This window comes from Bacillus xiamenensis (assembly GCF_001857925.1).
Classification (GTDB): Bacteria; Bacillota; Bacilli; order Bacillales; family Bacillaceae; genus Bacillus; species Bacillus xiamenensis.
In genome coordinates this window covers 1179862-1193388 of record NZ_CP017786.1, presented here as the reverse complement: position 1 = coordinate 1193388, position 13527 = coordinate 1179862, and the positions used below count along the sequence as shown (strand labels likewise).

At 43.2% G+C, this 13527-nt stretch carries 11 protein-coding genes and 1 pseudogene; 9 read left to right on the top strand and 3 right to left on the bottom strand.

Annotation, left to right across the window (positions count from 1 at the left end):
- Nucleotides 1–20 precede the first annotated feature (20 nt).
- The 9 genes and pseudogenes from BK049_RS06130 to BK049_RS06085 all read left to right on the top strand — a co-directional run bounded on the left by BK049_RS06130 (nt 21) and on the right by BK049_RS06085 (nt 9379).
- A complete protein-coding gene (locus BK049_RS06130; RefSeq protein WP_008357604.1) occupies nt 21–815 on the top strand; it encodes an amino acid ABC transporter substrate-binding protein in 795 nt (264 codons plus the stop codon).
- A gap of 24 nt (nt 816–839) precedes the next feature.
- The gene (locus BK049_RS06125; protein ID WP_008357602.1) at nt 840–1514 is read left to right on the top strand and encodes an amino acid ABC transporter permease; all 675 of its coding nucleotides are present in this window, start codon (nt 840–842) and stop codon (nt 1512–1514) included.
- A 12-nt stretch (nt 1515–1526) separates the two neighbouring features.
- On the top strand, nt 1527–2273 hold the full coding sequence (locus BK049_RS06120; RefSeq protein ID WP_071168086.1) for an amino acid ABC transporter ATP-binding protein: 747 nt from the start codon (nt 1527–1529) through the stop codon (nt 2271–2273).
- Nucleotides 2274–2346: 73 nt separating this feature from the next.
- Complete coding sequence (locus BK049_RS06115; protein ID WP_167358869.1) at nt 2347–3465, top strand: amidohydrolase; 1119 nt, start codon at nt 2347–2349, stop codon at nt 3463–3465.
- Nucleotides 3456–4790, top strand: coding sequence for an MmgE/PrpD family protein (locus BK049_RS06110; RefSeq protein WP_071168085.1), 1335 nt, complete (start codon nt 3456–3458; stop codon nt 4788–4790). Before BK049_RS06115 ends, BK049_RS06110 begins: the two co-directional genes overlap by 10 nt.
- A gap of 121 nt (nt 4791–4911) precedes the next feature.
- A pseudogene (locus BK049_RS18785) lies at nt 4912–6064 on the top strand (IS3 family transposase).
- A gap of 284 nt (nt 6065–6348) precedes the next feature.
- Nucleotides 6349–6897 carry a GNAT family N-acetyltransferase gene (locus BK049_RS06095; protein WP_071168082.1) on the top strand — a complete coding sequence of 183 codons (549 nt, stop codon included), beginning with the start codon at nt 6349–6351 and terminating at the stop codon, nt 6895–6897.
- A gap of 369 nt (nt 6898–7266) precedes the next feature.
- Entirely contained in the window at nt 7267–7959 is a 693-nt protein-coding gene (locus BK049_RS06090; RefSeq protein ID WP_008357026.1) for a response regulator transcription factor, read from the top strand.
- The gene (locus BK049_RS06085) at nt 7949–9379 is read left to right on the top strand and encodes a sensor histidine kinase (RefSeq protein ID WP_008357028.1); all 1431 of its coding nucleotides are present in this window, start codon (nt 7949–7951) and stop codon (nt 9377–9379) included. The genes BK049_RS06090 and BK049_RS06085 overlap by 11 nt, the downstream gene beginning before the upstream one ends.
- A 148-nt stretch (nt 9380–9527) precedes the next feature.
- Here the strand turns inward: BK049_RS06085 and BK049_RS06080 are convergent, their stop codons facing one another.
- The 3 genes from BK049_RS06080 to BK049_RS06070 form a co-directional block, all read right to left on the bottom strand.
- Nucleotides 9528–10373 (bottom strand): GAF domain-containing protein, encoded by an 846-nt coding sequence (locus BK049_RS06080; protein ID WP_071168081.1) that lies wholly within the window; start codon nt 10371–10373, stop codon nt 9528–9530.
- Between the two features lie 162 nt (nt 10374–10535).
- Nucleotides 10536–11912, bottom strand: coding sequence for an aspartate kinase (locus BK049_RS06075; RefSeq protein ID WP_008357030.1), 1377 nt, complete (start codon nt 11910–11912; stop codon nt 10536–10538).
- 174 nt (nt 11913–12086) lie between these two features.
- A complete protein-coding gene (locus tag BK049_RS06070) occupies nt 12087–13520 on the bottom strand; it encodes an MDR family MFS transporter (RefSeq protein WP_008357031.1) in 1434 nt (477 codons plus the stop codon).
- Nucleotides 13521–13527: the final 7 nt, after the last annotated feature.

Here is a 13527-nt window from a genome sequence, read left to right as displayed (position 1 = left end):
GGAAAGAAGGGTTTACGAACATGAAAAACAAAAAGTGGCTCGTTGTTTTATTTGCGGCAATGCTGGCGGTGTTAGCAGCTTGCGGCGGGGGCAAGCAGAGTGAAGGCAAAGACGATAAAGTACTGAAAGTAGGCGCTACAGGCCAAAGCTATCCATTCGCTTATAAAGAAAACGGCAAACTAGTAGGGTTTGATGTCGAAGTCACAGAAGCTATTGCGAAAAAGCTAGGCTACAAACTAGACTGGCAGCTGAGTGAATTCAGCGGACTGATGGGACAGCTGACATCTGGTAAGCTGGATACAGTATCAAACCAAGTAGCGATCACAGATGAGCGTAAACAAACGTTCAACTTTACAGATACGTATGCGTACGCAGGAACTCAAATCATCGTGAAAAAAGACAACAATGACATTAAAGGGCTTGACGACTTAAAAGGAAAAACAGTTGCGGCTGTTCTTGGCTCAAACCATGCCAAAAATCTAGAGAGCAAAGACCCAGACAAGAAAATCAAGATCAAAACATATGAAACACAAGACGGCGTATTAAATGAAGTGGCAAATGGCCGTGTAGATGCGTACGTCAACGGACGCAGTGTATTATTGGCTCAAATTGAAAAAACAGGTCTTCCACTGAAAATCGTAGGCAATCCAATTGTTTATGAAGAAGTGGGCTACCCATTTGCCAAAGATAAAAAGCATGACAAGCTAAGAGAAGAATTCAATAAAGTGATCAAAGAATTAAGAGAAGACGGGACACTTAAGAAATTGTCTGAGAAATATTTCAAAGACGATGTGACAGTGCCAATTAAAAAATAAAGACAGCGGCGGTGAACAGCAGACATGAATCACATTGATTGGCAGTATATGGTGACGGTTTTTCCGACCTTGATTCAATACTTGCCGATAACGATCTTCATGGCGATTGTCTCCATGGTATTTGCCATTATCATTGGTGTGGTATTCGCGCTCATTACAAAGAACCGGATACCTGTCCTATACCAATTTGCCAAGCTGTATATTTCTTTCTTCAGAGCGGTTCCAACTTTGGTTCAGCTCTTTCTCATTTATTTTGGTCTTCCGCAGCTATTCCCTGCGATGACCTCAATGGATGCCTTAACAGCGGTCATTATCGGATTAAGTATTAAAAACTCAGCGTACTTAGCAGAAATTTTCAGAGCGGCACTTAACTCTGTGGATGAAGGGCAGCTTGAAGCCTGCTTATCTGTCGGCATGACAAGATGGCAGTCTTACGTGCGAATTATTTTCCCGCAGGCAGTCAGAAATGCGATTCCAGCGACGGGGAATACCTTTATCGGTCTTTTAAAAGAAACATCTCTTGCCTTTACCATTGGAGTGGCAGAAATGTTTGCACAAGGGAAGATGATTGCATCAGCCAACTATAAATACTTTGAAACGTATTTAGCGGTTGGGATTGTGTATTGGGTGCTGACCATTATTTATAGCTCCCTGCAAGACCTATTTGAACGAAAAATCAGCAAACCTTACCGGAATTAAGGAGGTGTGGACATGATCAGGCTCACCAATTTGAAAAAATCATTCGGCGATCTTGTTGTGTTAGACGGAATCAATCTCGATGTACAAAAAGGGCAGGTTGTGGCCATTATCGGACCTTCTGGCTCCGGTAAATCAACATTGCTGCGCTGCTTAAATTTATTAGAGACGCCAGATGAAGGTATGATTGAAATTGGCGATGCAAAGCTGAATGCGGCCAAATATACACGCAAAGAAGCGCATCACCTGCGTCAACAAACAGCTATGGTGTTCCAAAACTATAATTTATTCAAAAATAAAACAGCTCTTCAAAACATTACAGAGTCACTGCTTGTGACGAAGAAAATGACGAAACAGCAGGCAAATGAGATCGGTATGGAGCTATTAAAGCAGGTAGGTCTAGAAGAAAAAGCTGACAGCTACCCAGTCACGTTATCTGGCGGCCAGCAGCAGCGGATTGGGATTGCCCGTGCGTTAGCGGTCGATCCACATGCCATTTTGCTGGATGAACCGACGTCAGCCCTAGATCCAGAGCTCGTCTCAGGCGTGCTTCAAGTCATTAAATCCATTGCCATTCAAGAAACGACCATGATCATCGTGACACACGAAATGGCGTTTGCAAGAGAAGTGGCGGACCATGTGATTTTTATGGCTGATGGTCATATTATCGAGCAGGGGACACCAACAGAGCTATTTGATGAAACGAAGAATGAACGAACAAAACGATTTATCCAAAAAGAAGCAGCGGCTGAAGAAGCATAAGCTGCTTTTTATTCTTAAAAGGGGTGAAAATGCAGTGAAATCAATCGAAAAGAAAGACTTAAACAAACGTTTGATGAACATTCGCCGATCGCTTCATGAACATCCAGAATTGTCATTTGAAGAATATGAAACGACCAAAAAACTGCGCCGCTGGTTAGAAGAAGAAGGAATGACGGTTCTCAATATCCCTGCCCTTCAAACAGGGGTTGTCTGCGACATCAAAGGAGAACAAGAGGGGCCAACGATTGTCCTTAGAGCGGATATTGATGCACTTCCGATTAACGAAGCATCTGGCGAACCATTTTCTTCAAAGATACCCGGAAAAATGCATGCATGCGGTCACGATTTTCATACGGCTTCGATTTTTGGTGCGGCGGTCTTATTAAACGAACGTAAGCACGAAATAAAGGGAACGGTCCGCATTTTGTTCCAGCCGGCTGAGGAAGTCGCTCAAGGGGCCAAACACGTCATAGAGGCAGGCGTTTTAGATGGTGTGGATGCGATATTCGGTATGCACAATAAACCCGATCTGCCAGTCGGCACCATTGGCATCAGAGAAAAGGCGTTAATGGCGAGTGTCGATCGGTTTGAAATTGATATTCAAGGAACGGGTGGTCATGCGGGGATTCCAAATCACACGGTCGACCCGATTGCCATCAGCGGACAGATCACAAGCGCCCTTCAGCAAATTGTCAGCCGCCGCATTAGTTCTTTGCATCATGCGGTTGTCAGTATCACACGTATTCAAGGCGGCACATCATGGAATGTAATACCTGATCGTGTCGAGATGGAAGGAACCGTGCGAACGTTTGAGCCGGAAGTAAGAGCAATGATTCCAGACCTCATGAAACAAATCGTCAGTGGAATTGCCGAAGGGTTTGGAGCAAAGGCAGAAGTGAGATGGCATCCGTATTTGCCTTCTGTCATGAATGATGAACGCCTGACAAAGGTTGTAGAAGAAACGGCTGGTGCGCTTGATCTGACAGTCGTTCAGGCAGAGCAGTCACCAGGCGGGGAAGACTTTGCCCTTTACCAGGAGCGCATTCCAGGCTTTTTTGTATGGATGGGGACAAGCGGTACAGAGGAGTGGCACCACCCTGCCTTTACGTTAAATGAAGACGCACTTCCAGTCGCCGCCGCTTTCTTTGCGGAGCTTGCAGTTCGGGCATTGGAGTCACGATCATGGAACTAACCAAACAATTGGCAGAGTCTGTACTGTCTGCTCATCCACTTCAAGATCAGCGGGCGGTAGAAATGGCTCGAAATGGTCTATTAGATGCTGCGGCGGCAGCGCTTGCCGCGAAAGAGGATGAAGGAATTCAAAAGCTCATGGCACTTGTGGAACAAGAAGGCGGAGCAGCTCAAATTCCCGTCATTGGACAAGGGAAAAAGGTCAGCCGCCAAGCAGCAGCCATGCTAAACGGCTACCTGATTCACGCCCTTGATTATGATGATGTGCATTCAGATGTGAGAGGACATCCAAGTGCGGTCATCATCCCTGCCTTGCTTTCCCAGCTAACAGACGGGGAGGCATATGGTGACCGATTTTTAAGTGCCTACATCACAGGTGTTGAAGTGATGGCAAGGCTTGGGGAATCCATTGGTAAGGCGCATTATGAGCGGGGCTGGCACAATACGGGGACTCTCGGAGCCATTGCAGCAGTCTGTGCCATTGGTCATTTGAAACAAGTTTCACAGAAAGAGCTTGCGAAAGCGATCGGCTTTGCTGGTGCGCAATCAGCAGGAATGCGCAAGCAATTTGGCACTGACATGAAGCCATTACAAGCCGGCCTAGCCGCTAAAACAGCCGTATGGTCCATGGATTTAGCTTGTTCAGGTTTTGGCGGGAGTGAATCGGTTCTGGATGGAGAGCTTGGCTTCTTTTCTCTCTATGGAGATCAGAAACTAGCGGAAAGACGTTTGCTAGAGGGCTATGGTGCGGCGTGGCGTATTGTTTCGCCAGGCCTATGGTTCAAAGTGTATCCGTTCTGTTCAGCGGCGCATCATGCTGCCGATGCAATCCTATCCTTATTAAAAGAGCATACTTTCTCACTGGAGCAGGTGAAACAAGTAGATGTCATATTCCCGCCAGGCGGAGATGCAGCGCTAATTGAGAGGACACCTTTGACGGGTGAAGAAGGACGATTTAGTGTCGAATACGTCATCGCACTAGCGGTGTTTGGACAACCTTTATCACTGGATGCCTTTACGAAAAAAGCCATTTCACCAGAGATGCGGGCATGGATGAAGCGGGTAAATAGAGTGTATGATCAAACGACAGAACCCCATCCAGACGCAGTGCCAAAAGGACGCTTTACGATTGTGAAACTCACCTTATTTGATGGCACGACCATCAGCAAACGGGTCGATATCCCGCGGGGAGCACCAGGACATGCGCTATCGACAGAAGACATTTTGAAAAAGGTAAGCAGTGTCACAGGTGCATCACAAGCGCAGCAGATTTTACAGGCTGTTGAAGAGGGGAATGACGCTGCCTATCTGAAGTTGCTCGTGTGATATGAAAAAAGCTCATCTTTGGGGGACGGGACTGACCCCATAAAGTGAGACAAATAAAAACACCTTCAAGTTTGAAAATGGATCGTTGTGATCCGAAATAAAACATGGAGGTGTTTTTTCTATGGGGACAAGAGTGAGTTATCCGGTTGAAGTCAAACAGAAGGCTGTAGAAATGAGATTGGCAGGCGTACCTATGAAAGAGATTATACAAAAATTGAATATCAAGAATAAGACGCAGGTTCAGACATGGGTGAGGTGGCATAAGGCTGGGGATACACACCGGTTTGAACAGCCTGTTGGAAAACAATATACCTATGGAAAGGGTCCTGAGTACTCTTCCGAATTAGAGAGACTTCAGGCAGAAAATCGCTATTTGAGTCAACAGAATGAAGTTTTAAAAAAGTACAACGAATTGGAAAGGAAGTTGATAAGGAAACGTCAATCAAACTGGTAGAAGAATTGTGCGAAACGATGACGATACAGGACATCTGTTTCCATTTAGGTATCTCACGCACTTCGTACTATAGATGGAAAAAGGATCTGACTCAGAATCATCTAAAAGACAACTAGAGAAACAGGTCGGCACGTTGTGCCGAGAGCACAAGTATCGATATGGTTATCGAAAAATCACCGCCATACTAAAAATGAGCATGCGTATTAACCATAAAACTGTTCAACGTATCATGCAGAAAAACCAGTGGCAGTGCCGAGTTAAAATGAAAAAGCGTAAGAAGAATGGACAGCCCTATGCCGTGGCTGGTAATATACTGGATCGGAACTTTCAGTCTGATCGCCCTCTTGAAAAACTAGTAACGGACATCACGTATTTGCCTTATGGACAGAAACAATTGTACCTTTCCAGTATATTGGATTTATATAATGGAGAAGTGATTGCTTTTAATATTGGTGATAAGCAGGACACAGACTTTATCTTAAACACACTTAATCAGCTCCCATCACTGCCTGAGAACTGCGTGTTACATAGCGACCAAGGTTCTGTGTATACATCTTACGAGTATCAGAAAGCTGTTCATAAGAAAGGCATTACCATGAGCATGTCCCGTAAAGGGACGCCCGCTGATAATGCCTCCATCGAATCGTTTCATTCCTCACTAAAGTCTGAAACGTTCTATCTTAACAGGATTGATCGAACTACGAACACCATCGTAGAACGCACTGTCAAAGAATACATTTATTATTATAACAACATTCGTATTCAAACGAAACTAAACAACCAATCACCGATAAACTATCGGCAACTGGCTGTTTCGTAAAGGTGTTTTGATCCCTGTCTCAAAAACGGGGGTCAGTCCCGTCCCTTGGAGATGAGCTTTTTAAATGTCTTTATTCTTCATAAGAGTGAATACACTCTATGACGTCAAAGAAGATCTTCTCTTCGTCAGGTGAACAATTGATCTTGATCTACAACAATCACATATAAAAACGACCCTATTCTATTTTATCTTTTAGGTGTATTTTTAAAGGTATCAAATCGCAAATCGACGAATTTAGTAGTACGTTTAAAAGATTTAAATCATTGAAATGAAGGGAGAATGAAATGTTAACTATTCGTCGTATCTATCAAAAAAATTATCCTAAAGGAAAACAAGTATATTATCAATATACATCTGAAAAATACTATGAAATTCATATGGAAACCAGTCACAATGGTTGGAACATTTCCCTTACAGAAGAAGTATTTGAAGCTCCAGTTAAAAAAAATCTAAAAGAGGAGATTTTTGATCCATATAAAGAGGGTTCAGAGGTTTACGTGTCAGAGATGAACGGTGAAGAAACTGGAATTATAGTCATTCAATACATGAAATGGAATAATACATTACTCATTCATGATTTATATGTGGATAAACAATTTAAAAGAAAAGGTATTGGCAGCACTCTCATTAAAATGGCACAAAAACGAGCTCGTGAATTGAGAGTTAGAATGATTGTATTAGAAACCCAATCATCCAATTTTCCAGCTATCCAGTTTTATTTGAAAAATGGCTTTCAACTGATTGGATTCAATGTCAACTCTTATTCAAATGAAGATATAAAGAAAAAGGAAATTCGCATCGAAATGGGGTGCCTTATAGAAAATCACAAATAGCTTCTTTAGGGCACACCGCCCTCGATATGCATGTCCAGTTCCAAACTGTTTTATATATACCATTTATAACGATCAGGAAGCGTGTCATTTCATTCTTTTACTACATGGGAGACTTCTTCATCTCAAAGAACGTAAATGACACTGTCCTCATCTTAGACTATCCTCTACAATTCCTTCATTTTTCCATTCTACTATATTAAAAAAGAACAATGTGATTCCCCAAAATTTCAACTCCTTCAAAAAGTATGAAAAAAATATGACCAAAGCATGATAAGTTCATGAAATCGTATCAATCCGATTGAGATTTAAGAAGGAACATGTAAAATAAGGTTACATAAAGAAAAACAAAAGCAACAGCGGAGGCTGATGATGAAAATATTAATGATTGAAGATAACCAGAGTGTTTGTACAATGACAGATATGTTTTTTCAACGAGAAGGATTTCAAGTGGAATTCGTCCATGATGGACTAGAAGGATTGAATCGGTTTAAGCAAGAGGAGGATTGGGATCTGCTCATCCTAGATGTCATGCTCCCTTCTATGGATGGTCTTACCATTTGTCAAAAGGTGCGCAAGATCAGTGATGTTCCCATTATCATGCTGACAGCAAAGGAAACCGAATCTGATCAGGTACTTGGCTTTGATCTTGGAGCAGATGATTATGTGACGAAACCTTTTAGTCCTCTGACCTTAATGGCAAGAATCAAAGCGGTGAAAAGGCGCTTTGCTCATACATCCGTTCAAGAAGAAGCAAAAGAGGATGAACGACTGGTGACCGCACATTTTCAGTTGGATAAGAAAACGAGAGAAGTTTTTCTCGAAGGGAAGCGGATTGAGAATTTGACGCCAAAAGAATACGATCTGCTGTGCTTTTTTATTCAGCATCCTCGGCAAGTGTTTTCACGGGAACAATTGCTGGAACAAATTTGGGGATATCAATTTTATGGAGATGAACGAACAGTTGACGTTCATATTAAACGGCTTCGCCAAAAAATTGGGGACGGGCCTAAGCCCTTTTTGTATACAGTATGGGGTGTAGGGTATAAGTTCGATGAAGATTAAATATTTTTACCAGCTGCTGATTAGTCACCTTGGGTTATTGCTCATTGCCATCATTATTATCAGCACCCTTTTGTCTCATTTTGTGAAGGATATTGCCTATCAAAACAGGGTAGATGAAATGAGCTCGTATGGGAATGAAATCTTGGAGAATTATAAACAGCTTCCTAAAACCGAGATGAACTTCCGTCTTCGTCCATTTGAAGATATTCTCTCGACAAGACAAATTCGCTTTTTCGTGTTTGATGAGAATGGGGATGTTTTGTCTCAGCAGCAAGGGATGCCGCCGCATGAAGCTTTGCTGACAAAAGATTTATGGGCCAAGCTTTCCAAAGGAGAGCAAATCATTGTAAAGCGGAGTGATTCACGCCGTCTTGATCAAGAAGCTTCCCTTGTGGCACTTCCTGTCATGGAGGACGGAAAGCTGAAGGGCGGGGTCGTTCTCATTGCCCCAATCCAAGGAGCGGAAGAACTGATTGCTCAGATGAATCGTTATCTGTATATCATCGTGTTTGTGGCACTGACGATTACCTTTATTCTCAGTCTGTTTCTGTCTAAATTTCACGTGAACCGGATCAAAAAATTGAGAGAGGCAACGGAGAAGATTGCGCAAGGCGATTACAACATCAACCTTGAAAACAAACACTTCGATGAAATCGGTACACTTAGTGAGGATTTCAATATGATGGCCAAACGCCTTCAACAATCAAGAGAGGAAATTGACCGGCTCGAAAAACGGAGACGACAATTTATCGCGGATGTGTCGCACGAATTAAAAACACCGCTGACCACCATTCGAGGATTGGTCGAATGGCTGAACACAGCGGATGGTGTGCCCGCAGAAGAGAAAGAGAAATGCTATGCATTAATTACAGACGAGACAAAACGAATGCTGCGCCTCGTCAATGAAAATATGGATTATGAGAAAATTAGATCGAATCAAATTACCCTTCAAAAATTTCACTATCCACTCATTGATACGTTTGAAGTGATCAAAGAGCAGCTCAACCGAATCGCAGAAGAGAAAAACAATCAGCTGATTGTAAACGTTGATCCTGAGCAAAAGGTATATGCAGATTATGACCGGCTCATCCAAATTTTAGTGAATATCACAAAGAACGCCATTCAATTTACAGAGGGCGGCCTTATTTTCTTAAGAGGGAAGCAAGGCGATGGGGAAACGATCATTGAAGTGGAAGACACGGGCATTGGCATTGCGCCAGAAGAAGTCAAACACATATGGGAACGTTTTTATAAAGCGGATATTTCGAGAACGAATACGCCTTATGGAGAATACGGACTTGGCCTGTCCATCGTGAAGCAGCTTGTGGACTTGCATGACGGACATATTGATTTAAAAAGTGAGAAACATAAGGGAACGACATTTATCATCCGTTTGCCGCTTCCACAGGAAAAGGGCTAATCTCGGGTTTAACCAGACAAACCCTCGTATTCGGTGCTGACGAATGTCAAATTCGCTCCGCTCCAGTGCTCGTTTCAAGGGTTTTCTATCACGCTGAAAAGAAGAAAAAGGGCTAATCCGAGTTTAGCCCTTTTTGGTGTATCATCATTCATTCTGTTTTTGAAAACGTCAAGCCGATGTGGGCAAGCGCCTGCGGTAAATCTTTGCGAATGGTGATGTCTTTAAATGAAATATTCGACTGAATCGCACTAAGCGCAAGGTCTTGCTTAATGCCGGTTAAAACAGCTGAAATGCCTAAAAGTCTTAACGTTTGTGCGTAGCTGACCAAATATTGAATGCTTTGTTCATTTAGCCGTTTTGTTCCCGATACATCAATGACCAAATGAGAGAGCGACAGCCTGTAGCTTTCCTGTAAAATGGTCTCTAAAATATGCTGAGCACGTGTTTCCTCGATATCTCCAAGAAGAGGAAGCACGGCGACACCGTCAACAACTGGAACAATCGGTACAGACAATTGCTGAATCTGCCGATTGGCTCGATCAAGTTCCAGGACATAACTCAATAGAGAGGCCATCGTTTCAAACATATGAACATGCTCCTCTGTAAACTGCTTCGGTCTTAAATCAAGTCCACAGATTGTTCCATAGTTCGTCCCATCTGTAAAATCAATCGGTACCCCAATAAATGAGCCGCTTTGGAGCCGATTGGTTACCTCTAAGTATTTAGAGCGCTCATCCAATCGAATATCAGGGATGACGAGTGTATCCTGATGATCGACCGCCAGCTTGCAAAATGTCTTCTCGTAAGGCAGTGTTTCTCCCTCTTCAAGAAGCTGCTCGTCATGATTCAGCACCTTCACCATTTGATTGGTGGTTTGATCATTTTTAGCAATAAACAGTGTATTCACATCAATGAATTGGCTCATCATGTTTAAAATACTTGTAGAAGCATCATGAAAATTGCGAAACTGTTTTAATAGTTGTTGACGAGGCATGGATTAGGACTCCTTGTAGCTCCGATCAAAGGCCGGAACAATAGTTGATTTGTTTCTATCATACAAAATCAAACGAGAAATAGATATACTTTAATGCGCAAATCAGTTCGAATCGCGCGAGAACAAAAAGACTGCCGATCCGGAGATCTGACAGTCTGCTAATTAAATGGAGACAGGCACAGTCGACATAGAGAAAAATTCCTCATACAAGGCTTGAACGGCTTCTTTTTCTTGAGCCGCTTTGACGCCAAACATCATGCTCACCTCTGAAGAGCCTTGATTGATCATTTCAATATTCACTTTCGCTTTTGACAGTGCTTGAGCCGCTCTTGCTGTTGTACCAACATTATGACGCATCGCTTCTCCTACGACCATAATCAGGGAGAGATTGCGTTCTAAAACGACTTCATCGGCTTCAAGCACGAGCTTCAAGCGGTCTAAAAGCTCTTGTTCAATATGCTGCTCCTCAAGCTGATCCTGTCTTAAGATAATGGTCATATCATCAATGCCTGAAGGAACGTGTTCATAAGTAAGTCCATATTCCTCTAACGTTTGCAGCACCTTACGTCCAAAACCGACTTCTCGGTTCATTAAATACTTGCTGATATAAATGCTGCAAAATCCCTTGTCTGAGGCGATTCCCACAACAGGGCCATTCGTATGATCCCGTTGATTCACAATTTTCGTGCCTTTTGCAGATGGGTTATTGGTGTTTTTAATCTGAACAGGAATGCCTGCCCGAAAGGCTGGAATGAGTGCTTCATCATGAAATACAGAAAAACCCGCATAGGACAGTTCACGCATTTCACGATACGTCAGCTCTGTAATTTCCTTTGGCTCATGAACGATCGTTGGATTGACAGCGTAGACGGCATCCACATCCGTAAAGTTTTCATACACATCTGCCTTCAGTCCGTTTGCCAAGATGGAACCAGTAATGTCTGATCCACTGCGGGAAAAAGTGACGATATCACCCGCTAGACTAAAACCGAAAAATCCAGGAAACACAATGATGCCAGAGCGTTCTCTTAATTTGTACAAATGATCATACGATTCTGGAAGGACTTGCGCTTGACCAGGTTCATCGCTTACAAATAGACCGGCTTCTTTCGGATTCACATAGTGTGCTTCGACACCTTGATGCTGAAAATACGCTGCAATCAGCTTTGCGTTATTATCTTCACCGCTTGCTTTAATCGCATCAAGATAACGTTCAGGATGAGCCGAATCAGCCTGTAATAAGGCGTCTACATCGCGGCGGATGGTATCAATAATATCATGACCTAACCCCAGCTCATCCGCAATCGACGCATACCGCTCGATGACGGCTTCCTGTAAATCATGTGCTTCACCCAAACGTAAATATTGTTCACCACAGCTAATTAATAGATCGGTGACCTTCGTATCCGTTGAATGCCGTTTTCCTGGTGCGGAAACAACGACTGCTTTTCGAGCTGGATCTGCTGTGACAATGTCAAATACCTTTTGCAGCTGCTTGCCAGAAGCAAGAGAACTGCCACCAAATTTAACGACCTTCAATGCATACATCTCCTATAGTAAAAATTTTCTCACAAATTGAATAGTTTCTATTATCAACTCTTTTCTTTAAATTATCAAGGTTTTTCTTCTCTGTAAAAACAAATGTATTTTTGGAGAGGACGATTTAAGTGTATATATGAAAAAAAAGCCGGCGATATGCCGAGCTCTTTGTCTTTATGAAGAAGAGGAGGAAGAAGATAGCTCCTGCTTCATCATTTTGTTTTCACGTTTTTCTTTTAAGAAGAACGAGAGGACAAGTCCAATGACCGCAATAGCACCAGACACGATAAATGATGTATTCATGCCATGCACGGCTGACTTCATTGGATCGGATAATGCTGCATTTGCAGCAGAGCTGCTCATAATGGAGACAAGCACAGCCGTCCCGATAGAGCCGCCCATTTGTCTCATCGTATTATTCATCGCTGTCCCGTGCGGAATCAGGTGCGGTGGTAAAGAGTTAATCCCGGCTGTTGTCAGCGGCATCATGATCATGCCAACCCCAATTAAGCGAAGCGTGTAGGCCACGGTAATGAGGGCAATTGATGAATCAAGGCTCAGCATCATAAATGGCAGGGAAGTGACAGCTAATATCGTAAACCCACCTAGAGCCAGCCCTTTACCGCCGACTTTATCAAAAATTCGTCCGATAATCGGTGATAGGAATCCCATAAAGAGAGCCCCTGGCAATAAGATCAGCCCTGTATCAAGGGCAGATAACCCTCTGACATTCTGCGTATAGAGCGGCAGAATCGTCTCTGTTCCAATCAGTAAAGCAAAGACAAGCATACCGAGGAAAGTCGTTAAGCTGAAGATCGCAAACTTAAAGACGCCAAACTCAAGCATCGGTCTTTTCAAATTCGACTGACGCAGGATAAAGAAGAACAAGCTCACAGCGCCGACAATGAGTGAAATCAGAACGGTCGCACTCGTCCAGCCATACGTTCCGACACTAGAAAATCCGTACAGCAGCCCGCCAAATCCGAAGGAAGACAGGATGACCGATAAGACATCGATACGAGTGTCTCTTTGCTGTGTGACATTTTTCATTAAGAAGAAAGCAAGAATGAGATCAAGGATACCGATTGGAAGAACAATATAGAATAAGAACTTCCAGCTAAAGGAATCGATAATCCAGCCGCCCAGTGTTGGTCCAAGCGCCGGTGCGAATGAAATCACAAGTCCGACCATACCCATGGCCTGCCCGCGTTTTTCTTTTGGGAAAATGGTTAAAAAGATCGTTTGCATGAGCGGCAATAAAATCCCTGCACCGGCTGCCTGCACAATACGTGCTGCAAGAAGCACCGGGAAGTTCGTGGCGAACGAAGCAAGGATTGTACCTGCTGTAAAAATGCTAAGCGCCGTTAAAACTAAAGAACGGCTTGAAAATTTCTCAATTAAGAAAGCCGTAATGGGGATGAGAATCCCGTTTGTCAGCATAAAGGCTGTTGTGAGCCATTGACCTTTGCTGACATCAATATTGAATTCCTGCATGATATGCGGGATCGCTGGAATGAGCAGTGTTTGGTTAAGTATTGCGACGAATGCCCCAACGAGGAAAATCCCAACAATCACAGGTCGATTATACGATGTTGTTGATTGGTTCATGTTATCC

Excerpts from the sequence above, each read along its gene's own strand:
- BK049_RS06130 (WP_008357604.1), top strand. The coding sequence starts at position 21 with ATGAAAAACAAAAAGTGGCTCGTTGTTTTATTTGCGGCAATGCTGGCG.
- BK049_RS06125 (WP_008357602.1), top strand. The coding sequence starts at position 840 with ATGAATCACATTGATTGGCAGTATATGGTGACGGTTTTTCCGACCTTG.
- BK049_RS06120 (WP_071168086.1), top strand. The coding sequence starts at position 1,527 with ATGATCAGGCTCACCAATTTGAAAAAATCATTCGGCGATCTTGTTGTG.
- BK049_RS06115 (WP_167358869.1), top strand. The coding sequence starts at position 2,347 with ATGAACATTCGCCGATCGCTTCATGAACATCCAGAATTGTCATTTGAA.
- BK049_RS06110 (WP_071168085.1), top strand. The coding sequence starts at position 3,456 with ATGGAACTAACCAAACAATTGGCAGAGTCTGTACTGTCTGCTCATCCA.
- BK049_RS06095 (WP_071168082.1), top strand. The coding sequence starts at position 6,349 with ATGTTAACTATTCGTCGTATCTATCAAAAAAATTATCCTAAAGGAAAA.
- BK049_RS06090 (WP_008357026.1), top strand. The coding sequence starts at position 7,267 with ATGAAAATATTAATGATTGAAGATAACCAGAGTGTTTGTACAATGACA.
- BK049_RS06085 (WP_008357028.1), top strand. The coding sequence starts at position 7,949 with ATGAAGATTAAATATTTTTACCAGCTGCTGATTAGTCACCTTGGGTTA.
- BK049_RS06080 (WP_071168081.1), bottom strand. The coding sequence starts at position 10,373 with ATGCCTCGTCAACAACTATTAAAACAGTTTCGCAATTTTCATGATGCT.
- BK049_RS06070 (WP_008357031.1), bottom strand. The coding sequence starts at position 13,520 with ATGAACCAATCAACAACATCGTATAATCGACCTGTGATTGTTGGGATT.